22 protein-coding genes are annotated in these 23,382 nt (G+C 45.2%); all 22 read left to right on the forward strand.

What is annotated here, in order from left to right; all coding sequences use genetic code 11:
- The first annotated feature begins 60 nt into the window (after nt 1-60).
- Nucleotides 61-1,818 (forward strand): glycoside hydrolase family 13 protein, encoded by a 1,758-nt coding sequence (locus AX677_RS01410; RefSeq protein WP_060975901.1) that lies wholly within the window; start codon nt 61-63, stop codon nt 1,816-1,818.
- A gap of 86 nt (nt 1,819-1,904) precedes the next feature.
- Nucleotides 1,905-2,402 carry a hypothetical protein gene (locus AX677_RS01415; protein WP_060975902.1) on the forward strand — a complete coding sequence of 166 codons (498 nt, stop codon included), beginning with the start codon at nt 1,905-1,907 and terminating at the stop codon, nt 2,400-2,402.
- Between the two features lie 58 nt (nt 2,403-2,460).
- Nucleotides 2,461-3,003, forward strand: coding sequence for a ClbS/DfsB family four-helix bundle protein (locus AX677_RS01420; RefSeq protein ID WP_060976045.1), 543 nt, complete (start codon nt 2,461-2,463; stop codon nt 3,001-3,003).
- 33 nt (nt 3,004-3,036) lie between these two features.
- Nucleotides 3,037-3,882: a DUF4300 family protein gene (locus AX677_RS01425; protein WP_060975903.1), complete on the forward strand. Its 846-nt coding sequence runs from the start codon at nt 3,037-3,039 to the stop codon at nt 3,880-3,882.
- Between the two features lie 46 nt (nt 3,883-3,928).
- Nucleotides 3,929-4,240 carry a hypothetical protein gene (locus AX677_RS01430; RefSeq protein ID WP_060975904.1) on the forward strand — a complete coding sequence of 104 codons (312 nt, stop codon included), beginning with the start codon at nt 3,929-3,931 and terminating at the stop codon, nt 4,238-4,240.
- A 140-nt stretch (nt 4,241-4,380) separates the two neighbouring features.
- A complete protein-coding gene (locus AX677_RS01435; protein WP_002933323.1) occupies nt 4,381-5,475 on the forward strand; it encodes a hypothetical protein in 1,095 nt (364 codons plus the stop codon).
- A gap of 346 nt (nt 5,476-5,821) precedes the next feature.
- Nucleotides 5,822-9,103: an ATP-dependent nuclease subunit B gene (rexB, locus tag AX677_RS01440; protein ID WP_060975905.1), complete on the forward strand. Its 3,282-nt coding sequence runs from the start codon at nt 5,822-5,824 to the stop codon at nt 9,101-9,103.
- Nucleotides 9,100-12,774, forward strand: coding sequence for a helicase-exonuclease AddAB subunit AddA (gene addA / locus AX677_RS01445; protein WP_060975906.1), 3,675 nt, complete (start codon nt 9,100-9,102; stop codon nt 12,772-12,774). The genes rexB and addA overlap by 4 nt, the downstream gene beginning before the upstream one ends.
- Before the next feature lie 33 nt (nt 12,775-12,807).
- A complete protein-coding gene (locus AX677_RS01450; protein ID WP_060975907.1) occupies nt 12,808-13,113 on the forward strand; it encodes a DUF4298 domain-containing protein in 306 nt (101 codons plus the stop codon).
- 473 nt (nt 13,114-13,586) lie between these two features.
- On the forward strand, nt 13,587-14,645 hold the full coding sequence (gene hisC / locus AX677_RS01455) for a histidinol-phosphate transaminase (RefSeq protein ID WP_060975908.1): 1,059 nt from the start codon (nt 13,587-13,589) through the stop codon (nt 14,643-14,645).
- Nucleotides 14,646-14,700: 55 nt separating this feature from the next.
- A complete protein-coding gene (locus tag AX677_RS01460) occupies nt 14,701-15,690 on the forward strand; it encodes an ATP phosphoribosyltransferase regulatory subunit (RefSeq protein WP_060975909.1) in 990 nt (329 codons plus the stop codon).
- Entirely contained in the window at nt 15,687-16,331 is a 645-nt protein-coding gene (gene hisG, locus AX677_RS01465) for an ATP phosphoribosyltransferase (RefSeq protein WP_002904747.1), read from the forward strand. Before AX677_RS01460 ends, hisG begins: the two co-directional genes overlap by 4 nt.
- Complete coding sequence (gene hisD, locus AX677_RS01470; RefSeq protein WP_082730179.1) at nt 16,328-17,620, forward strand: histidinol dehydrogenase; 1,293 nt, start codon at nt 16,328-16,330, stop codon at nt 17,618-17,620. Before hisG ends, hisD begins: the two co-directional genes overlap by 4 nt.
- Before the next feature lie 11 nt (nt 17,621-17,631).
- Nucleotides 17,632-18,216 carry an imidazoleglycerol-phosphate dehydratase HisB gene (hisB, locus tag AX677_RS01475; protein ID WP_060975910.1) on the forward strand — a complete coding sequence of 195 codons (585 nt, stop codon included), beginning with the start codon at nt 17,632-17,634 and terminating at the stop codon, nt 18,214-18,216.
- A 34-nt stretch (nt 18,217-18,250) separates the two neighbouring features.
- Nucleotides 18,251-18,874 carry an imidazole glycerol phosphate synthase subunit HisH gene (gene hisH / locus AX677_RS01480; RefSeq protein WP_060975911.1) on the forward strand — a complete coding sequence of 208 codons (624 nt, stop codon included), beginning with the start codon at nt 18,251-18,253 and terminating at the stop codon, nt 18,872-18,874.
- Nucleotides 18,852-19,574: a 1-(5-phosphoribosyl)-5-[(5-phosphoribosylamino)methylideneamino]imidazole-4-carboxamide isomerase gene (gene hisA, locus AX677_RS01485; protein WP_060975912.1), complete on the forward strand. Its 723-nt coding sequence runs from the start codon at nt 18,852-18,854 to the stop codon at nt 19,572-19,574. The genes hisH and hisA overlap by 23 nt, the downstream gene beginning before the upstream one ends.
- A gap of 2 nt (nt 19,575-19,576) precedes the next feature.
- Entirely contained in the window at nt 19,577-20,335 is a 759-nt protein-coding gene (gene hisF / locus AX677_RS01490; protein ID WP_060975913.1) for an imidazole glycerol phosphate synthase subunit HisF, read from the forward strand.
- Nucleotides 20,335-20,679, forward strand: coding sequence for a phosphoribosyl-AMP cyclohydrolase (gene hisI, locus AX677_RS01495; RefSeq protein ID WP_009659375.1), 345 nt, complete (start codon nt 20,335-20,337; stop codon nt 20,677-20,679). Before hisF ends, hisI begins: the two co-directional genes overlap by 1 nt.
- Before the next feature lie 112 nt (nt 20,680-20,791).
- Complete coding sequence (gene hisE / locus AX677_RS01500; protein ID WP_060975914.1) at nt 20,792-21,106, forward strand: phosphoribosyl-ATP diphosphatase; 315 nt, start codon at nt 20,792-20,794, stop codon at nt 21,104-21,106.
- Nucleotides 21,107-21,139: 33 nt separating this feature from the next.
- A complete protein-coding gene (locus AX677_RS01505; protein WP_060975915.1) occupies nt 21,140-21,889 on the forward strand; it encodes a PHP domain-containing protein in 750 nt (249 codons plus the stop codon).
- An 11-nt stretch (nt 21,890-21,900) separates the two neighbouring features.
- Nucleotides 21,901-22,371 carry a GNAT family N-acetyltransferase gene (locus AX677_RS01510; protein ID WP_060975916.1) on the forward strand — a complete coding sequence of 157 codons (471 nt, stop codon included), beginning with the start codon at nt 21,901-21,903 and terminating at the stop codon, nt 22,369-22,371.
- 16 nt (nt 22,372-22,387) lie between these two features.
- Nucleotides 22,388-23,314 (forward strand): YafY family protein, encoded by a 927-nt coding sequence (locus AX677_RS01515; protein WP_060975917.1) that lies wholly within the window; start codon nt 22,388-22,390, stop codon nt 23,312-23,314.
- Nucleotides 23,315-23,382: the final 68 nt, after the last annotated feature.

A 23,382-nucleotide genomic window follows, 5' to 3' on the forward strand; every position in this document is an offset into this window, starting at 1 on the left:
TGGAATCGTTTGCATAGAATCACGATGAGTTTAAAAAGTGAAATCTAGGAGATGAAAAGTATGGAATTAACAGCCATTTATCATAGACCGGAGTCGGAGTATGCCTATCTTTATAAAGAAGGTCAAGTGCATATCAGAATTAGGACTAAGAAAGAAGATATAGAGAAAATCGTTTTGCACTATGGGGATCCCTTTGTTTTTCTTGAGGATTCTTATGAAGATGTAAAAGAGATGGTCAAGGTGACCTCTGATGCCTTATTTGATTATTGGCAAGTAGCTGTCTCTGTGCGCTTTGCTAGGCTCCAGTATCTGTTTGAGCTTAAGGATAAAGTAGGTCAAAGCATCTTATATGGAGATAAAGGCTTCGCTGACAATAGTCCAGAAAACCTTGTTTTAGAGGGCAATGGTTTTAAACTCCCTTATATTCACGAAATTGATGGCTGCCAGGTTCCTGATTGGGTTTCAAAAACGGTCTGGTATCAGATTTTCCCAGAACGATTTGCCAACGGAAATGCTGAACTTTCGCCAGCAGGAGCTCTAGATTGGGATTCATCTATCAGACCTAAAAGTAGTGATTTCTTTGGTGGGGATTTACAAGGGATTATTGACTATCTGGATTATTTGCACGACTTAGGGATTACAGGGCTTTATCTCTGTCCCATCTTTGAATCTCCAAGTAATCACAAGTACAATACGACGGATTACTTTGAAATTGATCGACACTTTGGGGACAAGGAGACTTTCCGTCAACTGGTGGAGCAAGCTCATTTGCGTGGGATGAAGGTCATGCTGGATGCGGTTTTCAATCATATGGGCGATCAATCCGCTCAATGGCAGGATGTTCTCAAGCATGGTGAAAAGTCAGCTTACAAAGACTGGTTCCACATTCAAGAGTTCCCAGTGACGAATGACAAGCTTGTGAATCCCAAAGAACTCCCTTATCATACCTTTGCCTTTGCCAGCTATATGCCTAAGCTGAATACGGCAAATCCTGAGGTAAAAGACTATCTCTTAAGCGTTGCGACCTATTGGATTGAATATTTTGATATTGATGCTTGGAGATTGGACGTGGCCAATGAGGTTGATCATCAATTCTGGCGAGATTTTCGTAAGGCTGTTTTGGCCAAAAAGCCTGACCTTTATATTCTTGGAGAGGTTTGGCATACCTCTCAGCCTTGGCTTAATGGCGATGAGTTTCACGCTGTCATGAACTATCCTCTATCCGATAGTATCAAGGACTACTTTTTGAGCAGGAGCAAGAAGATCAGTCAATTCATATCTGAGATGAATTGCCAGTCCATGTATTACAAGCAGCAGATTTCTGAGGTTATGTTTAATCTCTTGGATTCGCATGATACGGAGCGCATTTTGGCGACAGCTAAAGGAGATATACAGCTGGTCAAATCTGCACTCGCCTTTCTCTTTTTACAAAGGGGGACGCCTTGTATCTATTATGGGACCGAGCTAGAATTGGGTGGAGGTATGGACCCGGATTGTAGACGGGTCATGCCTTGGGACCGGGTTTCAAGTAGCAATGATATGCTCAATTTTATGAAGAACTTGATTCAGCTTCGCAAGGATGTTGCGGACATTATTCAGCATGGGAAATATAGTCTAGAAGAAATCGAACCTGATGTACTGGCTTTAGAATGGCAACATAATCATCAAGTAATCCGAGCCATTTTTAATCAGTCCAAAGTAAATTATCTCTTAGACAGAGATTCAGCTGATTTGGTGAGCCATTGCCAAACTGATGACGAGAAACTTGTCATCTTACCAAAGGGATTTGTAGTTTATTGTGATGAGTCTAAAAGGTAATGGAGTAGAAATAAAGGAATCCGAACAAACAAGGTCTTAAAAATTCCTTCTTTAAAAGTGTTGGAATTTTTTCATGGTGGTTTAAGATGAAATCAAAAGGACTTCTGAAGAAAAAGTTGATTAATCTAGCTAGTGGGGAGTTGGTCGCTGTTTTAGTATTTTGGATGAATTTTTTCCTGCTTAAAAAGTGGATTTTTACTACTGAAGGCTTCATTTCTATTTCTTTCTCCTTGTTTCTCCTAACTTTTATCTTGATACAAGGTTCCGTTTTTTGGTGGATTTTAATCAAGAGGATTTCCAATCCAGGATTTGCTGAAAAGTATACAGGACAAATTTACAAGATATTGAAGAAATTGGATTTTATTTTACTAGCTACGGGAATTTTTGTGATATTATTTAATCACGGAGAGTTTTCTACGTTTATCATTTCTTTTTCGATTTGGATGTTTGCTCTTATAGAGTGGGTAAATTACTTTCTATTGCAATTGTCCTACAGCTTGAATCCTGCTGTTTTATGGAGATACATCAGATATAGGAAATTGAAAAAGAGTAAAATAGCAAAGGAAATTGAGAAAATCCTATAATGCTGATGATTTGCAAAATGATTTCCAAGAACCGAAAGATGCAAAGGAGTGCAATCTTATGCCTAGACCGAAAACTAAAGAAGAGTTGATGCTAGCTGCTAAGGAAAACTTTGAGAAGTTGCAAACTCTCATTTCCAAATTGTCTGATCAAGAGTTAAATACCCCTTTTGATTTTTCTCGGGATGAAAAGAAGAAAGAGGCCCATTGGAGACGAGATAAAAATGTAAGAGATGTTTTGATTCACCTCTATGAATGGCATCAGCTCTTGTTGGATTGGGTGTATTCCAATCAAAAGGGTCAAGAGCAGCCCTTTCTTCCTGCGCCCTATAACTGGAAGACTTATGGAGAGCTGAATCAGGAATTTTGGAAGAAGCATCAAAAGACTTCTCTAAAAGAGGCAACTGAGATCTTTCATCAGTCCCATCAAGATGTTTTGCACTTGGCAGACACATTTACAAATGAAGAATTATTTTCAAAAAAAGTCTATAAATGGGTCGGAGGGACTGTATTAGGTTCCTATTTTGTAAGTGCTACTTCCAGCCATTATGACTGGGCCATGAAAAAGTTGAAGGCTCATCAGAAAAATTGTAAAGCAAAATAGTCTGTAGAAGACAAGAATTAGAGAGAAATAAGAATGAAGAAATACAGCAAAATAATCATGTCCTGCGCCTGCTTGGCTTTAGCTTTTGGGATGGCAGCATGTGCTAGTTCGCAGAAAAATAAAGAAACAAGTCAAACTACATCGACTTATTCAAATCTAAACAGTAAAAAGAGTGTCGAAGAAGTTAAGAGTTTGTTGGCTGCCAACTTGGATAAAGACAGTGTCGATAACTTTGTCAATCTAGTCAATGACTACAATGGACTTGTTGGTTCTACTGGATTAACGGGCGATTTCACTAAGTTTACCAAAACAGAATATGACGTAGAAAAAATCAATCCTCTATGGCAAGCAAAAAAGGGCGATTTTATCGGAACAAATTGTCGGATTAATACTTACACTTTGCTGAAAAATAGCATCGAAATCCCTCAAATAGAAAAAGATGATGAACTCTTGTTCATAGATAATGATGCAATTGACAAGGGCAAGCTCTTTGATGCCAAGGATAAGGAAGAATTTAATATCTTGTTTTCAAGAGTCAAGACCGAAGCGACTCAAGATGTAAAAGTCCATGCTAAGAAGATGGAGGAATACTTTAAACAGTTCAAGTTTAGTGAAAAGGCGAGGATGCTTTCTGTCATAGTCCACGACAATCTTGATGGTGACTCTCTCTTTGTAGGGCATGTCGGCGTCTTGGTTCCAGATAAAGATGGATATTTATTTGTCGAAAAACTGACATTTGAAGAGCCTTATCAGGCAATCAAATTTGCGACCAAGGAAGATGTCTACAAATACTTGCAGACCAAATATAAAGACTACACAGGGGAAGGTTTGGCCAAGCCCTTTATCATGGACAATGATAAGTGGGTAGAAGGTAAATAGTGTGCTTTAGTTGGCATTAAGAAAATAGAACTGGGAGATTTAGCGTATGGAATTAAAAGATTTTACAGAAAAAGAACAAGAGCAGATTAATCAAGGGCTCAGCACCGCAGAAATTTCCGATAAGGAAGCTGCCAAAAAGATTCTGGCACTCGTGCCCCAAGAGTGGATTAAGAGGATTCCTTTCTTCGTGAGAGGGCATGCGACGACCAAGACGGTTGAGCGAGTTGCCAAGCAATGTCCTGAACTATACGCTGTCGCTAAGCAACAAGGCGAACTTCCTGACAAGGAAAGAGAGGAATTGCGCGCCATTATGACAAGCATTTTTGAAGAAAAGATGAATAAGCATAAGATTAAGTAAGCTTTTGTACCTATATAATTGTATATTTTTGGAAAAAGAATAATAGTGTTTTTATTATCTATATTCGATTTTAAAATACAGATAATATAAATTTATATTTTGTTTTATACAGAAAAATAAAAAATGGAGAAGAGTTTTATATGGATTTATTTTTATCAATGATCACATTTGTACTTGGTTTCTTAGCAGAGAAACTATTGGATTATATAATGGCATTCTTGGGCAAGAAAATGAAGAAGAAAAAACTAGAAACTACTCTAGAAAATTTTTACACAAAGCCACATCAAGATATAGTAATTACTGCGAGTGGGTTTCCATATTTTTCATTTGATTCTATTCAAGAAAGTATCAGTAGTAACAAGAAGCTATTGCTAACAACACCTAAAGAAGTAACAATAGATGATAACTCTAACTTTTCAAATAAAGATATCCTTAGAGATGATTTCCGTAAATTTATTTCAGAAAATGAATTAGAGACTCAATTGGAAACTATTAGAGAAGAGGTTTTTGCTTCTTTTTTAAAAAAGGAAAATGGCAATTACTTTAATGGTAAAATTTTAGGTGTAAATCGTCTTGATGGTCTATCTAGAACAAATGATATAAACGAAGCTCCAATATTATCAATAGACTTCTTTGAAACAGACTACTACACACATAAAATTGTTGAAAAATTAATTCAAAATTTAACTTTTAAAAAAGAAAGTTTAGTGAAGGACTTAAATAGTTCTTACAGCTGGTCTAGAAGTTCTTTTGGAGTAAGCTTGATTCTAATACTTCCAAAGCAAAACGAAATCATTTTGACCAAAAGATCAAGTAGAGCCTCATATACGGGTGGTAAGGAGTGGATATATGTTTCTGTTACTGAAACACTATCTGAAACGGATTTTGATGAGGAAACCCGAAGCCCGGATTTGTTAAAATGTGTATGGCGTGGTATTAGAGAAGAACTGGGACTTTCGGATAGGCAATTAAAAAAAGACACGTTAAAGTTTTATGAGTCATTTTATGAAACTCATTTTAAACAAGACAATATTGTTGCATCCGTTGAAATTTCTGAAGATTTAACTTTTTCTGAGATCTATTCTTTGCTTGCAAAAGATAAATTCTTAGAGATATCAGATATTATTACTATTCCTAATGATAAAAAAGCAATTTCTAACTTTATCGAAGATAATAGAAGTAAAATGAGAGCACAAACTATTTTTTCTTTAGAAAGCTTCAATGCTAGAAAGTGATAAGTTTTTAAGTCAAGTTGACTTTAACACTCTTTAAAAATTTCAAAATTTAGAAAAAGTAATACCGCGAACAGATAAGAGAAGAATTGCGCGTGATTATGACAAGCATTTTTGAAGAAAAGATGAATAAGCATAAGATTAAATGAGTTCTTACTTTGAAAGAAGTGAGAGCCTTAGGAAGTCACTGGAAGCAGTGGCTTTTTCGTTTTTTATAGACATGATGAGGCTAGTTATTAAAGCTCTATTTGGACGTTGAGTTCTAATTGGGCTTTGGGACTATTCTCCATGAGAATTATTGGTAAAAATGGTATAATGTTCCTATATTTTCTAGAGGAAAAGGCAGGCTATGAAATTACTTTATACAGATATTCGCCATTCTTTGACCAAGGTTTTGGTGGCTGAGGCTGAGAGCTTGGTGGCGGCTGGTAAGCGAGTCTTTTATATTGCGCCTAATTCGCTTTCTTTTGAGAAGGAGCGAGCGGTTTTGGAGTGCCTAGAGAACAAGGCTTCCTTTGCCATTACGGTGACGCGCTTTGCCCAGATGGCTCGGTACTTTGTCCTCAATGATGTTCGGCAAGGGCAGAGTTTGGATGATATTGGTCTGGGAATGCTGATTTATCGGACCTTGACAGAGCTAGATGATGGAGAGCTTAAGGTCTATGGCAGGATTAAGAAGGATTCCCAGTTTATCCAGCAACTGATGGATCTTTACCATGAATTGCAGACGGCCCAGATGTCCTTTGCGGATTTGGAATTTCTTGAGGAGCCTGAGAAGCGGGAGGATCTGGTCAAGATTTTTACAGCGGTAACTGCTGCTCTGAATGAGGATAATTTTGATTCGTCTTCTCAGATTGCGGCTTTTGCTCAGCATATTCTAGCTGGCGACACAGATGAGGAGCTGGCAGATTTGGCCCTGGTCATCGATGGCTTTACTCGTTTTTCTGCCGAAGAGGAATACCTGGTCAGTCTCCTGCATCGAAAAGGTGTGGAGATTATCATCGGGACCTATGCCAGCCAAAAAGCCTATCGAGCAGCCTTTCGTGAGGGCAATCTCTATCAGGCCAGCGTGGATTTTTTGAGAAAACTGGCCGAGGACTATCAGGTCAAACCTGACTATATTCCTCATGCAGAAGCAGAAGATGCCTTTGGACGGATTTCTAAGATCTTAGAGAGTCGTTATGACTTTTCAGAATCAACGGTTAGTCTTAGTGAGACAGACCGCTCGCAGCTCCAAATTTGGGCTACTATGAACCAGAAAGAAGAGCTGGAGTATGTGGCTAAGTCCATCCGACAGCGGGTTCATGATGGTGTGCGCTATAAGGATATTCGTCTGCTTTTGGGAGATGTGGAAGCCTACCAGCTTCAGCTCAAGACCATTTTTGATCAGTATCAGATTCCCTACTATCTAGGGCGGAGCGAGTCGATGGCACAACATCCGCTTGTCCAGTTTGTCGAATCTTTGGAGCGGCTCAAACGCTATAATTTCCAACTGGAAGACCTGCTCAATCTCTTAAAGACGGGGCTCTATGGCGATTTGACTCAAGAGGAGCTGGATCATTTTGAGCAATATCTGCGCTTTGCGGACATTAAGGGGGCAGGCAAGCTAGCCAAGGATTTCACGGCCAATAGTCAAGGGAAATTTGACCTAGATCGTCTCAATCATATTCGTCGTCGGGTCATGACTCCGCTGCAAGACTTCTTCAAATCCCGCAGCCAGACGGCGTCGGGGCTCTTAGCTAAGTTTACGGAGTTCTTCCAAGCAGCCCGTTTGTCTGACAATTTGAAGGCTCTGCTACAGGGAGCAAGTCAGCAGGAGCAGGAGCGCCATGAGGAAGTCTGGAAGGCTTTCAGCCATGTCTTAGAGCAGTTTGCTCAGGTTTTTGCAGATAGCAAGGTCAAACTGGATGATTTTCTAGCCTTGATTCTGTCGGGTATGCTTTTGTCTAACTATCGGACGGTACCAGCGACGGTAGATGTGGTCAAGGTCCAGTCTTATGACCTGATAGAGCCTTTAGTAGCTCCTTACGTCTATGCGATTGGACTGACCCAGGAGCGTTTTCCGAAAATCGCGCAAAACAAGAGTTTGCTCAGTGATGAAGATCGGGCTCGGCTCAATGACGCAACGGATTCTCAGGCGGAACTGCAGATTGCTAGCTCTGAGAATCTCAAGAAGAATCGCTATACAGCGCTATCGCTGATGAATTCTGCTACCAAAGAGCTGGTCTTGTCTGCGCCAGCCTTGGTCAATGAAGTAGAGGACAGCATGTCGACCTATCTGCTGGAATTAACTGCAGCTCCGCTTTCCTTGCCCATCATTGTCAAAAAGCCTCAGGCTTCCAGTGATGATATTGGCAGCTACCGAGCTCTCTTGTCTCAAATCATCGAGCTCCACCAAGAGGAGATTGACCGAGAGTGGACAGCAGAGGAGCAGACTTTTTGGGCGGTGGCTGTGCGGGTTCTCCGCAAGAAATTGGCTGCAGAAGGAATTAGCATTCCGCAAATTAGTAAGGAACTAAAAACAGAGTCTCTACAACCGGAAACTCTGCAAGCCCTCTACCCTCAGGAGCAGCCTCTCCGACTTTCAGCGTCTGCTCTAAACGAATATTTCCGGCATCAGTATGCTTATTTTCTCAAGTATGTTCTGCGCTTGCAGGAAGAGTGGACCATTCATCCAGATGCTCGCAGTCATGGGATTTTCCTTCACCGGATCTGTGAAAAGGTACTGCAAGATGATTCGTCAGCTGATTTTGACCGGCGTTTAGCGCAGGCTATGGAAGAGACCAGCCGAGAGGCCGAGTTTGAGAGTATCTACAGTGAGTCAGGTCAGACCCGTTTTGCGCGCCAACTCTTGCTAGATACGGCGAGGGCAACCGGCCGGGTGCTGGCTCATCCAACTGGGATTGAGACCATTGGTGAGGAGATTGGCTTTGGCTCAGCTTCTAAGCCTTTCCTGACCTTGGAAAATGGCAGAGCAGTGACCGTGAGTGGTAAGGTGGACCGGATTGACCGTCTGACCAAGACCGAGAGTCTGGGAGTGGTGGACTATAAGTCTGGCGACATCAAGTTCAGCTTTGAAAAATTCTTTAACGGGCTGAATTCTCAGCTGCCGACCTATCTGGCAGCGATTGAGGAGTTAGCAGACTATAAAGAGGATAAGGGTACTTTTGGCGCCATGTATTTGCAGATGACAGATCCGATTGTGGCGCTTAAAGATACCAAGACCTTGGCGGATGCAGTCAATCAGTCTATGAAACCACTCCAGTACAAGGGACTTTTTGTGGCTGATGCTGTCAAGGAGCTTGGTCCGCTCTATGAAAAAAATAAGACCAACTTGCTGAGCCAGGAAGACTTGGACTTGCTGCTGGCCTACAATGCTTATCTCTACAAAAAAGCTGCAGAAGGCATTCTATCAGGCCACTTTGCAGTCAATCCTTATACAGAGAATGGGCGAAGCATTGCTCCTTATGTGGAGCAGTTCAAGGCCATCACTGGCTTTGAAGCCAATCTCCATTTTGGACAGGCACGCCAATTAGAAAAGCTGGATACAAGCAAATTTGATAGGCGTCCGACCGGTGAGAAGTTGCGCCAGGCCTGGCTAGAAAAGATGAGAGGGGAGATGGAAAAATGAAGAGAATTCCTTTTTTAACTGCAGAAGAAATTGCTCTTAAGCAAGCCCAAGAAGCTGCTTCGGATAAGCCACAGAAAAAGACGGCAGAGCAGATTGAGGCCATCTACTCCTCTGGCCAGAATATTCTGGTCTCCGCTTCGGCCGGATCGGGTAAGACTTTTGTCATGGTCCAGCGGATTATTGACCAGATTCTAAGAGGTGTTGCTGTCAGTCAGCTCTTTATCTCAACCTTTACTGTCAAGGCGGCAGGTGAGCTGAAAGAGAGGTTGGAGAAGGAACTGGGCCAGGCCTTAAAATATGCCGATAGTCCTGAACTCAAGCAACATTTGGCCCAGCAATTGGCGGACTTGCCCAATGCTGACATCGGCACCATGGACTCCTTTACCCAGAAAGTGCTTAGTCGCTATGGTTACCTGCTTGGTTTGGCACCGAATTTTCGGATTCTCCAGTCTGCCAGTGAGCAGCTGATTCTGCAAAATGAAGTCTTTAGCCAAGTGTTTGACCGTTACTATGACAGCGAGCGTCAGGCTTTGTTTAGCCGTTTGGTTAAGAACTTTACTGGTAAGCGCAAGGATTTATCAGGTTTCCGGGAGCAAGTTTATCGGATTTACAGTTTTCTGCAGTCAACCAGCAGCCCTCAGCGCTGGCTGGAAGAAACCTTCCTCTATGGCTATGAGCACAGCGACTTTGCAGCAGAGAGAGAGAGGATATTCGGTCAAATCAAATCAGCCCTTTGGGAGCTGGAAGCTTTCTTTTCTGCCCATCTGGAGCATGAAGGAAGAGAGTTTGTAGGCGCCAAGTATCAGGAGAATGTCCAAGACGCTCTGACCGCCTTAGCAGGGCTGAATGAACTGTCCTCGATAGAAGAAACAGCTCAGATTCTCAAACAGATCGTGGCCCTTTCCCAACTGTCCAATGGCCAAGCCTTTACAGCTCGGGTTGGCAAGAATGCAGACGAGCTCAAAAAAGAAATGGCCAAGGACTACAATGAGGCCAGGAAGCCTATGATTGAGCGGCTGCGAAGCTTTGACCAGCAGCTTTATCAGCTGGACTTTATCGAGCAGCATCAGGATGAATGCCTGCCTCTGGTTGAGCTTCTGCGAGATTTTGTGGCGGACTTTGCGCAGGCTTACTTGGAGCGAAAGAAAGTGGAAAATGCCTTTGAATTTGGTGATATCAGCCATTTTGCTATTGAGATTTTAGAGAGATTCCCAGAGGTGCGTAGCTTTTATCAGGAACGTTACCACGAGGTCATGGTGGATGAGTATCAGGATACCAACCACACGCAGGAGCGCATGCTGAACTTGCTTTCCAGAGGGGAAAATCGCTTTATGGTAGGTGATATCAAGCAGTCTATCTACCGCTTCCGTCAAGCTGACCCGCAGATTTTCAGTGATAAGTTTAAGGCATATCAAGAGGATAGCAGTCAGGGCAAGCTAATCGTCCTCAAGGAAAATTTCCGTAGTCATCTTGAGGTGCTGGAAGTAACTAACGATGTTTTCAAACGCCTGATGGATGAAGAAGTCGGGGAAATTGACTACAACGAAACCCACTATCTAATAGCTGGAAATCCAGCCAAACGTGATCCTAATCCAGCTAACCGCGCTTCCTTCTTAATCTATGAAGGCGCCAAGGAGAGTCCGGAAGAGGAGGCTGATGAAGGCTTACCACAGGCAGTATCAGCTGGGGAAGTCGATCTAGTCATCAAGGAAATCATCCGCCTGCACAATGAAGAAGGGGTGGCTTTTAAAGATATCACGCTGCTGACGGCTTCCAGAACCCGCAATGATTTGATTTTAGCTGCCTTTGAGCAGCACCAGATTCCGTTGGTACCAGATGATGGCGCCGCAAACTATCTGCAGTCAGTAGAGGTATTGGTTATGCTAGACACCCTGCGGACCATCAATAATCCGCTGAATGACTATGCCCTGACCGCCCTTCTCAAGTCTCCCATGTTTGACTTTGGTGAGGATGAGCTGGCTCGGCTGTCCCTGCAGGCCAGTCAAGAGCGTTCTCAGGAAAATCTTTATGAAAAATTGGTAAATGCCCTTGAAGGAAGAGGTTTGCAGGCAATTTTAGTCACCCAGGAACTGCAGAAAAAATTGCAGCATTTCCATGAGACTCTGCAAAGCTGGCGGACCTATTCCAAGACGCATTCCCTGTATGATTTGATTTGGAAGATTTACCAGGACCGTTTCTACTATGACATGGTGGGGACTCTAGTCAATGGTGCCCAGAGACTGGCCAATCTCTATGCCCTCTCTTTGCGGGCCAATGAGTATGAAAAGTCCAGCTTTAAAGGCCTGTCTCGCTTTATCGGGATGATAGACCGTGTCTTGGAAAATCAACACGATCTGGCCAGTGTGCCAGTGGCGGCGCCTAAGGACGCCGTTCGTCTCATGACCATTCATAAGAGTAAGGGGCTGGAGTTCAAGTATGTCTTTCTGCTCAATATGGACAAGGCCTTCAACCGTCAGGATAGCAGCTCTGCTATTATCCTTAGCCGGACCAAAGGAGTCGGCATCAAGTATGTGGCGGATGTGTCCGTTTCTGTGGAAGACCCCTATGCGCCTAATCAGCTGCGTATTTCTATGGATACGCTGCCTTATCAGCAGAATCTAGCAGAGCTGCAGTTGGCTAGTTTGTCTGAGCAGATGCGCTTGCTTTATGTAGCTATGACGCGGGCTGAAATCAAGCTCTATCTGGTCGGCAAGGGCAGTCAAGAGGCCTTGGATAAGCGTCAGTGGGGCAAGAGCCAACAAGGGCGTTTGTCTGCCAGTCTGCGCAGCCAGCTCAGTAATTTCCAAGACTGGCTCTATGCTATTCAGGCTGTTTTTTCCGATGAGAATCTTGCCTACGAGACCCGTTTTGTCACTGATGAGGAGCTAACTGCTGAAGAGATAGGGCGAATTAATGAGCCTGTGCTCTTTCCAGCGGATGATTTGGCGGATAATCGTCAGTCGGATGACATCCGTCGGGCTCTGGATATTTTAGAAAGCGTAGATCGACTGAATAGCCAGTATCGCTCTGCTATTGAGCTGCCTAGTGTGCGAACTCCAAGCCAGATTAAGAAATTTTATGAGCCAATCATGGATACGGATGGTCTGGATATCATGGATGAGCGAGCGTCTTTTCGGCCGCAGCCTAACTTTGACTTGCCTGATTTTGGCAAGAAAGCCAAAGTGACTGGGGCCCAAGTCGGCAGTGCCGTTCATGAGCTCATGCAGCGGATTCCTTTGGATAGCAGGCCCAGCATGGCTGTACTTCGTTCTGCCTTGGATCAGGTTCAGGCTGATGAAGCAGTCAAAAAGCAGATTCAGCTGCCTAATATTTCATCTTTCTTCGAGACGGATTTGGGACGACTCTTGATTGAGAACAGTGACAGAGTTCGTCGAGAAGCACCTTTTGCCATGCTCAAGCAAGATGAGGACAGCGGTCAGGAATTTGTTTTGCGGGGTATTTTGGATGGTTACCTGCTTTTTGAGGACCGAATCATTCTCTTTGACTACAAGACGGATAAATACAAGGATTCGTCTGAGTTGATTGCTCGCTACCGTGGTCAGCTAGACTTATATGCTCAAGCTCTCAGCCGCTCTTATGGCATTTCGCAGATTGAAAAATATTTGATTCTGCTAGGCGGTGAGCAGCTTCAGGTGGTTAAGGTTGACTGATTAGTTTGTCGTGTTCAGAAAGGAAGGAATCCTGTGGAACAGTTAGAACGCATTCAAAAAATGGAAAAGCACCTGAATAAATATTCTCAGGTATTGGCAAGAGCTCAGGAAACTTTAGCTGAGCTGGAGCGCTGCCAGTCAGATTATATCCAGCTGAGGGACTACTATACTGGTCAGGAATTTTTTGATGATTTAGAGTTCTCGAATGGACCGGATTTCCCTGAAAATATAGCTTGCGGCGTCTTAAGCGAAGATGCTGTCTATGACCTGATGGGGGAGCATTTTGAGACAGCGATTAGTTTGTTGGATTTGTCCAGTGCTATGCTGAAAGAACGTTAATTCATTTAGAAAGAAAAAAATATTTAATTTTTTTCAATTTTCCTCTTGCTTTTTAATAAAAATTCATGTAGAATATTCAACAATAAATTGAAAGCGATGAGAGAAAAAGTCTAAGACAAGAAACAGAGAATGCCTAATGGTGAGACGGCATACAATCCTTAGACGACACATTCTTGAGTGCGGATGCGAAATCAGTCATCAGTCTGAGACTAGTGTCCGACGGCTGATTGCCGTTATCAATCTGGAGTCTCGTACTCCCAGAGGGTCCTCAGGCGACTGGGGTCCGAATAAAGGTGGAACCACGTGTCAACGTCCTTGCAAAGTTTTTTTGCGAGGGCTTTTTATTATATTTAAACTAGAAGATTCCCCCATTTTCCTTTAGCAAAGCGGTAAATTCCGTCTTTCATTTATTAGAAGTTCTAAAAGATAATCAGAGTCAGATAATGGCTAGTGTGTGAAAGAGAGGTGGCAAGATGGTTAAGCTAAAAGGTCTCAGGCAGATCAGCCCCTATGTAGCAGGGCAGCAACCCAATGAGCCAGACATGATTAAGCTCAATACCAATGAAAATGCTTATGGACCAAGTCCTAAGGTGGCAGAGGCCCTGCAGAACTTTGATGTCCAGGAGTTGCGCAAGTATTCCAGTTTGGACCAGGCGGAGCTCTGTCAGGCTTTGGCGGCAAACCTGGGTGTATCACCCGACCAGCTCATTATTGGTAACGGGAGTGATGACATCTTGTCCATGGCTTTCCTAGCTTTCTTTAACAGCGGCGAGTCGGTCTTATTTCCCGATTTGACATATGGTTTTTACAAGGTCTGGGCGGACCTCTACCACGTGCCTTTTCGAGAAATCCCTCTGACAGCTGATTTTGAGGTCCATCTCTCCGACTATTTTGGAGACAATGGAGGCATTATCCTAGCCAATCCCAATGCTCCGACGGGGATATATCTGCCGCTGGATCAGCTGGAGGAAATTCTGGCGTCCAATCAGGATGTGGTAGTGGTGGTGGATGAGGCTTATATTCACTTTGGCGGTCAATCTGCCCTGTCTCTGTTAGGCAACTATCCCAACCTCTTTATCACACGGACCTTTTCCAAGGATGCGGCCTTGGCTGGTCTGCGGGTGGGCTACGGCATCGGTCATCCAGACTTAATAGCTGTCATGAAAGCTGTCAAGGACTCCATCAATCCTTACTCAGTGGATATGTTAGCAGAGCGTTTGGCTTTTGCTGCGGTGGAAGATTGGGATTATTATCGGGAGACCGGTAGAGCCATTCAAGAGACCCGAGATTGGTTTGCTGGGGAATTGGCTGCGCTGGATTTTCAAGTCCTGCCAAGTCAGACCAACTTTGTCCTAGCTCATCCTAGTGGAATTTCTGCAGTAGAGCTTTTCCAGCAGCTAGAAGAGCGTCGGATTTATGTGCGGTATTTTCCGAAAGCAGAACGAATCAAAGACTTTCTGCGCATCTCTATCGGACGGCGAGAGGAGATGGAAAAAGTCCTGGCAGCTATCAAAGAAGTTTGCAGCAGCTGAGAGTTTGACTCGGAGCCAACCAATGTAAGAATAGAGTAAGAAAGGAAAGCAGCCTATGAATAAAATCACCCTTCCGATTGGCATGCATGACAAGCTTTTCAAGAGGGCGCGTGTGACTTACGAGATTGAGCGGGCCATCAGCGATTTCCTGATGGATCAGGGCTTTAATCGGATTGACACACCAACTTTGGAGCATTTTGAGGTCTTCAGTGACCATGTGGAGCCCCATCATTATCATCTTTTTGATAAAAAAGGCGAGTTGCTGGTGCTGAGACCAGATGTGACCAGCCAGATTGGTCGGGTTATTGCTTCGACTAGGGTGCACACGCCGACTAAGTTTTCCTATTCAGGCAAGGTCTTTCACTATCAAGAAGAGCTGCGCGGTCTTGCCAATGAGCTCAGTCAAGCTGGTATTGAGATTATCGGCTATCCAGCTCGAGAAGCGGTGCTTGAGGCTATCAAGACAGCCAAGCAGTCGCTGGATTTGGCGCAGGTTAAGTCTTATCAGTTCGAGTTTTCCCATGCAGCAATCCTGCAGACAATTCTAGAGAGTCTGGCCTTGGATTCGAAGGAGGAGGCCCAGCTACTAGATTATATTCGCAAGAAAAATCGGACGGGAATCTTTGAATTCACCCAGACCAGATCGAGTGAATTTGATGATTTTTTACAAGAACTTCCCTATTTGTTTGGACCTAGCCAACAGGTTTTAGCTAGGGCTAGAGAGATAGTTGACAACGAGCGGATATTGATGGCTTTAGATGATGTGGAGCAAGTTTTGCGGAGCCTATCAGGCTTGCTGGATCAGACAACCATGGACTTGGGGCAGGTAGCGGCCATGCCTTACTATACTGGATTGACCTTCAAGGTCTTTGGCGACCGAGTGCCAGATGCTTTTCTATCTGGTGGTCGCTATGACCAGCTTTTCAAGCGCTTCGGGGCAGCAGAGCTGACAGCTATCGGCTGGTCCCTAGACATTGACAGTGTCTATCAGGCCATTCATGATGACCTACCGGACGAGGGCGGAAAGGAAGGTGACGGCAGATGAGTCAGATTACCATTGCCCTGACCAAGGGGCGGATTGAGGAAGATACGGTCAAGCTCTTGACCCAGGCTGGCTTTGATATGTCCTTCATGGCAGACAAGGGGCGCAGCTTGATTTTTGAAAGTCCAGACAGTCGCTTTCGCTTTCTCTTGGTCAAAGGGCCTGACGTGACGACCTATGTGCGCCATGGAGTCGCTGATCTAGGCATTGTCGGCAAGGATATTCTCTTTGAGCATCCGACCGGATATCTGGAGCTGCTGGATCTGAACTTTGGCCTTTGTAAATTCTCACTGGCCTCAGTGCCCAGCTATGACCCTCATGATCACAAGCGCAAGCGGATTGCGACCAAGTATCCGACAGTGGCGACTGATTATTTTAATCAAAAGGGGGAAGATGTGGAAATCATCTCCATCCAAGGCAGTGTGGAGATTTCACCGGTGCTGGGCTTGGCGGATGCCATTGTTGATATTGTGGAGACGGGGCATACCTTGTCAGCTAACGGCCTGCTGGTTTTTGAGGACATTTGTCGGGTGTCAGCCCGGCTCATTGCCAATCAGGCTTCCCTGAAAAATAACCCGGATATCATGCCTTTTGTGGCAAGGATTGAATCCCTAGTAGGAAGAAGAGAGGTGGCTTTTAAATGACAATTATCAAGCGTTTAAGTGGAAGTAACGAAGAAATTTCACGGATTTTATACGAAGAGCAGCTGCAGCTCAGCCATCAAAACTTAGATGTGGAAGAAGCAGTGGCTGAGATTATTGAAACGGTCAAACAGGACGGTGACCAAGCATTAAGAGACTATACCATGCTCTTTGACAAGGTTGAGGTAACAGATTTTGAGATTGGACAGGAGCTAATTGACCAGGCTTTTGAGGAGATTGACCCAGAGGTCTTGGCCGCCCTGAAAAATGCCCAAGCCAATATCGAATCCTACCACCGCCAGCAGTTGGAGACTGGTTTTGAGGACAGTCCCAGTGAGGGCGTTATCCGTGGTCAGTTGATTCGGCCGATTGAGCGGGTCGGTACCTATGTACCTGGCGGTACCGCAGCCTATCCGTCCTCCGTTCTCATGAATGTTATCCCAGCTAAGATTGCTGGTGTCAAAGAAATCATCATGATTACACCGCCCCAGGATCATTTTACTCCAGCGATTTTGGTCGCTGCCAAGCTGGCTGGTGTGGATCGGATTTTCCAAATTGGCGGAGCCCAAGGTGTAGCTGCCCTGGCTTATGGAACTGAGACTATTCCCAAGGTGGATAAGATAACAGGACCAGGCAATATCTTTGTGGCCACAGCCAAGAAGATGGTTTATGGTGTCGTGGGAATTGACATGATTGCCGGACCTTCGGAGATTGGAGTCATTGCGGATCGTTCAGCCAGTCCCGTCTATGTGGCAGCTGACCTCCTGTCGCAAGCTGAGCACGACAAGCTGGCTCGGGCTATTCTGGTGACCGACTCGGAGGAGCTGGCAGACCAAGTGGAAGCAGAGCTGGACAGACAGCTGAAAGAGCTGCCGCGGGAGGAAATCGCGCGTGCTTCGATTGAGAACAACGGCCGCATCATCCTTGCACCTTCGAAGGAAGCTATGTTCGAGCTCATGAATCAGGTGGCACCGGAGCATTTGGAAATTGCCATGGATGATGCTTACAGCTATCTGGATCAGGTTGAAAATGCTGGCTCTGTCTTTCTGGGGCATTATACTAGCGAGCCAATCGGTGACTACTATGCGGGAGCCAACCACGTTTTACCGACAACCAGCACCAGTCGTTTTTCATCAGCTCTGGGTGTCTATGACTTCATCAAGCGTATCCAGTACACCCAGTACAGCCGCGCTGCTGTAGGGGCGGCTGACAAGGATATTACCAGTCTGGCCTATGCAGAAGGCCTGCAGGGACATGCCAAGGCCATTGAAGCCCGCAGACAGAAAAAATAGAAGGAGTTGCCATGAGACAAGCTGAAATCAAGCGTAAAACACAGGAGACCGTTATTGAGCTGGCTGTGAATCTGGATCAACAGGAGCCGGTCGCTATCGAGACTGGTGTCGGATTCTTTGACCACATGCTGACCCTTTTTGCCCGCCACAGTAGGATTTCTTTGACGGTTAAGGCTGAAGGTGACCTATGGGTGGACAGCCACCATATGGTTGAGGATGTGGGCATCGTGCTGGGGCAGGCTCTGCGTCAGGCTTTGGGAGACAAGGCAGGTATCAACCGCTATGGTACTAGCTTTGTGCCCATGGACGAAACGCTGGGTATGGCCAGTCTGGACCTATCCGGTCGCTCCTATCTGGTCTTTGAGGCGGATTTTGATAATCCCAAGCTTGGGAATTTTGACACAGAGCTGGTAGAGGAATTTTTCCAAGCCCTAGCCTTTAATCTGCAGATGAATTTGCACCTGAAAATCCTTCATGGCAAGAACAGCCACCACAAGGCGGAAAGCCTCTTTAAAGCGACTGGACGAGCTCTACGGGAGGCTATTACGATAAATCCAGAGATTCATGGAGTCAACTCCACCAAGGGCTTGCTCTAGCTTGTCCTTCTGAGTGAAAGGAGTTGATGTAGAGATGATGATTGTTATTGATTATGACGCGGGAAATACTGCCAATGTTCTCCGCGCTCTGGCTCAGGTCGGAGTAGAAGCGCATCTGTCAGCTGACCCGCAGGAAATTTTAGCTGCCGATGGCTTGATTTTACCAGGTGTCGGTGCTTTTCCTACTGCCATGCAGGAGTTGGAAAAGCGAGGGATGGTTTCAGTTATCCAGCAGGCTGTGGCCGATGGTAAGCCTCTCTTGGGCATTTGCTTAGGCATGCAGCTCCTGCTGGAGTCTGGATTGGAGAATGGTCAAAGCTCTGGGCTGGGTTTGATTCCCGGTGTTTGCCGCCGGATTCCGGATCAGGCTGGTCTGCCTGTGCCTCACATGGGCTGGAATGACTTACAGGTCCAGCGGTCGTCTGCTTTGACAGCTGGTCTCGAGGGCCAGTCAGTCTATTTTGTCCATAGCTACTATACAGATGTTCCGGAGGAGTACTTGGATGTGACGGCTGATTATGGGTTACCTATTCCAGCCATGATTCGCAGAGGCTCGGTCTTTGGCTGCCAGTTTCACCCAGAAAAGTCTGGTGCTGTCGGTCTCGGTATTCTAGAGAAGTTTAAGGAGTATGTCTATGAAAATACTGCCCGCTATTGATATCAAAGACGGTCAGGCCGTCCGCCTTTTAAAAGGGGATTTTAGTCAGAAGACGGTAGTCAATCCCGATGTCTTGGAGCAAGCTCGAGTTTTCAAAGAAGCCGGCGTTACCATGATTCATGTGGTTGACTTGGACGGGGCCTTAGAAGGTCGGGCGGCCAATCGGGATTTGATTGCCCAGATTAAAGCGGAAACTGGTCTAGCCATCCAAGTCGGGGGCGGCATTCGCAGTCTGGAGCAGATTGAAGATTACCTGGCGGTTGGCATTGACCGTGTCATTATTGGCTCCATGGCTGTTAAGAATCCTGTCTTTGTTGAGGCTGCGCTGGAGCGCTTTGGAAGCAGCAAAATCGTGATTGGCATTGATGCGAAAGAGGGGCTGGTTGCGACTGAGGGTTGGCTGGAAACCAGCAGTCAGGACTATATCAGCCTAGCGCTGGCCATGGAAAAAATCGGCGTCCGTCTCTTTGTCTATACGGATGTAGATCGAGATGGGACTCTGACTGGTCCCAATATCCAGCATTATCAAAAATTGCTGGCGTCCCTCAAGCATGCTCATGTCATTGCCTCTGGTGGCATCCAGTCAGCGGATGACTTAAAGGAACTGAAAAAGCTGGGCTTGGCTGGTGCCATTGTGGGCAAGGCCTATTACAGTGGACGAATTAGCCTAGAGCAGATCAAGGAAGCAGAAAGGGGCTAGCCATGCTGAAAAAACGAATCATTCCCTGTCTGGATGTCAAGGACGGCCGGGTGGTCAAGGGCATCAACTTTGTCAATCTGACTGACGTGGGCGATCCAGTTGATGCGGCCAAGGCCTACTATGAAGCAGGCTGCGATGAGTTGGTCTTTCTGGACATCACCGCCACCCATGAGGAGAGGGACACGACGGTCGAGATGGTCCGGCGCGTAGCGGAGCAGATTTTCATTCCCTTTACCGTCGGGGGCGGCATTCGTACGGTTGAGGACATGAAGCGGATGCTGCAGGCTGGGGCGGATAAGGTTGCGGTTAATTCCTCAGCATTGGCAAATCCTCAGCTTTTAGCTGACTGCGCTGAGAAATTCGGCAGGCAATGCGTTGTGCTGGCCGTGGATGCTAAGAAAGAAGCGGATGGAAGCTGGCATGTCTATCTGGCTGGCGGCCGAAAGGACAGCGGTCGCGACCTGTTAGACTGGGTCCAAGAAGCTGTCAGTCTTGGAGCGGGGGAAATTCTTTTGACCAGTATGGACAAGGATGGGACCAAGTCTGGTTTTGACTTGCCAATGCTGGAAGCCGTCTCTCAAGTGGTTTCCGTTCCTATCATCGCCTCTGGTGGTGCTGGCAGTAGCCAGCATATCCTAGAACTTTTTGAAAAGACTGCAGCGACGGGTGCTTTGGCAGCCTCGATTTTCCATTATGGGCAGGTCTCCATCTCAGAGACCAAAAAAGCCATGCTGGAAGCTGGATTGGAGGTGCGCATCTGATGACAGAAATGAAGTTAGATTTTCAAAAGCAAGGCGGTCTTATACCTGCCATTATCCTAGACCACACCAGCAAAGAAGTCCTCATGCTGGCCTATCTCAATGAAGAAGCCTACCATCTGACCCGCACTAGCGGTCAGATGTGGTACTGGAGCCGGTCACGTCAGGAGCTTTGGTATAAGGGGGCCACTAGCGGCCACTACCAGACTGTCAAAAAAATAACAGCTGACTGCGACCTAGATACCCTGCTGATCGAAGTAGACCAGCTGGGAGCTGCCTGCCACACCGGAGCCAAATCCTGCTTTTTTCATACAATCTGGGATGAAGAAGACGGCAAAACTGACTAAATGCTCCCTTGCTTTAGTACTTGGTTAATGCAAAAATAAAACTAAGACATCAGCCCGCCATTGGAAAGAATTGCTTTTTATAGTAAAATAAGGACAGTAACAAGGAGATACTATGCTAGAAACCCTCTATCAAGAAGCCCTCAAACGCAAAAAAGAGCCTAAGGAAGGCTCCTATACCAGCTATCTCTATGACAAGGGGCTGGACAAGATTCTAAAAAAAGTCGGTGAAGAAGCGACAGAAGTGGTCATTGCGGCCAAAAACGCTGATAAGAACGAGATGGCCAATGAGACAGCTGATCTGCTCTACCATCTGGCGGTCGCTCTCGTCGAGACTGGCGTCAGTCTGGAAGAGGTCGAGGCCGTCCTCCAGGCCCGTCAGGGCAAGCAGAGCCGGATTCACGACCGACCTGAAATTGACCATTACTAAAGTGACACAAGATTTTCAGAAAGGCGGTCCAGCATGCGCGACAACCATCTTCATACCTATTTTTCCTACGATTCTGAGGCAGATTTCTGTGACTATCTAGACCATTACGAGGGCGAGATTGTCACCACCGAGCACTATGATTTGTCTAATCCCTACCCCTATGAAGCGGCCTCGCCCCATGATGATGTACCTGACTATGCGGCCTATTCAGCAAAAATAGCAGAGCTGAACCAACAGTATGGCAACCGCATCAAAAAGGGGATTGAAATTGGCTATTACGCTCCGCGTAAGGCCGATATCCTCGCTTTCTTAGCAGATAAGGATTATGATCTCAAACTCCTATCTGTCCACCACAATGGCAGTTTTGACTATCTGGAAGAGCCAGTCCTGCTGCTGGATAAGATGGAGCTGATTCCCCGATACCTGAGAGAGTTAGAAGAGGCTATCGAGGCTTTGCCAGCGGATGTACTAGCTCACTTTGACTATGGTTTTCGGAAATTTGCGCTTACTGTAAATGAGTTAAAAACTTTTGAACCAGAGTTGCGACAGCTTTTTCAAAAGATGATTGATTATGGTCTGGCTTTTGAGCTCAACTGTAAGTCCATGTATCTTTACGGTCATGAGGAACTCTATATCTATGCTCTCTCTCTAGTCAAGGAGCTTGGCGGTCAGCGCTTTTCAGTGGGATCAGACGGCCACAAGCTGGAGCATTTCCGCTTGCAGTTTGACCGAGTTGCCAAAATCTTAGCGGAGGCCGGCATAGGCGAGGAGCAGTTGATCTAGAAGGAGAAATCATGGCCGAGATTAGGCCCTTAAAATCAGAGGAAATCCCGCTCTTAGAGGAATTTCTTTACCAAGCTATTTTTATTCTCCAAGGTCTAGCGCCGCTTTCTAGAAGAATCCTGAAAGAGTCAGATTTAGAGATGTATATCAAGGACTTTGGCAAGCAGCCAGATGATTGGGCTTTAGTTGCAGAAATGGACGACCGGTTGGTCGGAGCCGTTTGGATTCGCATCATGAAAGATTACAGTTATTATGACGACCAGACGCCCTCTCTGTCCATTTCATTCCTGCCTGAGTTCAGAAGCCAAGGACTAGGCCAGCAGTTGATGACGGCCATGCTGGACTTGCTCAAGGCTAAAGGCTACCCAAGTGTCTCCCTCTCCGTTTCCAAAGATAATCCCGCCGCTCACTTTTATAAAAGATTGGGCTTTGTTACGGTTGAAGAGAGGGAAGATGACTATTTGATGCTGTGTCGATTGTAATAAGAAAAGAAAACTCATGAAATTAGAACGATTAATTTATATTTTATTAGCTCTTTTGAACAAGAAACAGATAACAGCTAAAGAAATTGCTGAACGTTTTGAAATATCTACCCGCACAGTATATCGAGATATGGATACGCTCAGCTTAGCTGGAATCCCTATCTACTCTGAACGTGGAGATAAGGGCGGCTTTTATATACCTGATGACTACAAGATGGACAGCAGTTTTTTCACAGAAGAAGAAAAGCAGTTTATCATCAATATGAGCCAAAATGTCGGCAAAATTGTTGGCCGTCCAAGTTTTGGCAGTCTTGAGCATAAGTTTGCTTCTCAAGAGGCGGCCGATAAGGTTAATCCATTTTATTTTGATCTCAGTTCCTGGTCTCTCAATACAAATTATTTGCTTGAAATTGAACAGGCTATACAAACTGGGAAGAAAGTTTCCTTTTCTTATTTTTCTAAAAAACAAGAACGAAGCCGGCGAACGATTCTTCCTTATCGTCTGATTTTTAAACTAAATGCCTGGTATGTTATCGGCTACTGTTTAGAAAAGTTAGATTTTCGTTTTTTCAAACTTAGCAGGATTCGTGATTTGCAGCAAGTAGAAGAGGGGCTCGGAGTTGGAGATTACCCGCTTTTATCTCAAGAAAAGCTAGATCTTTTTCTAAATCCGTCTAAAGATAAAGTTGAGGGCAATAAAGAGGAAGTAGAGTTGATTTTCACGGAATCTGCACTTCCAAAGATTTATGACCACTTCACAGAAGAAGAAATCACTGTTGAGCAAACCAGAATAAAGGTACATGCTTTCAGAGCATTGACACCAGCCTTTTTCGAATTGATTTTAAGTTTTGCTCATCAAGTAAAAGTCATATCACCAAAAGAACTGCAGGATAAATTAATTGATTCTCTTCAAAAAAATCTTCAGCAATATGACAGACTGTAGTCATATTGCTTTTTGTATAATCTTAAATGGCTTGAAAATCTCATTGTTTGAGTGCTTGCCTATATTAT

The organism is Streptococcus sp. CCH8-C6 (assembly GCF_001557225.1).
GTDB lineage: Bacteria > Bacillota > Bacilli > Lactobacillales > Streptococcaceae > Streptococcus > Streptococcus sanguinis_C.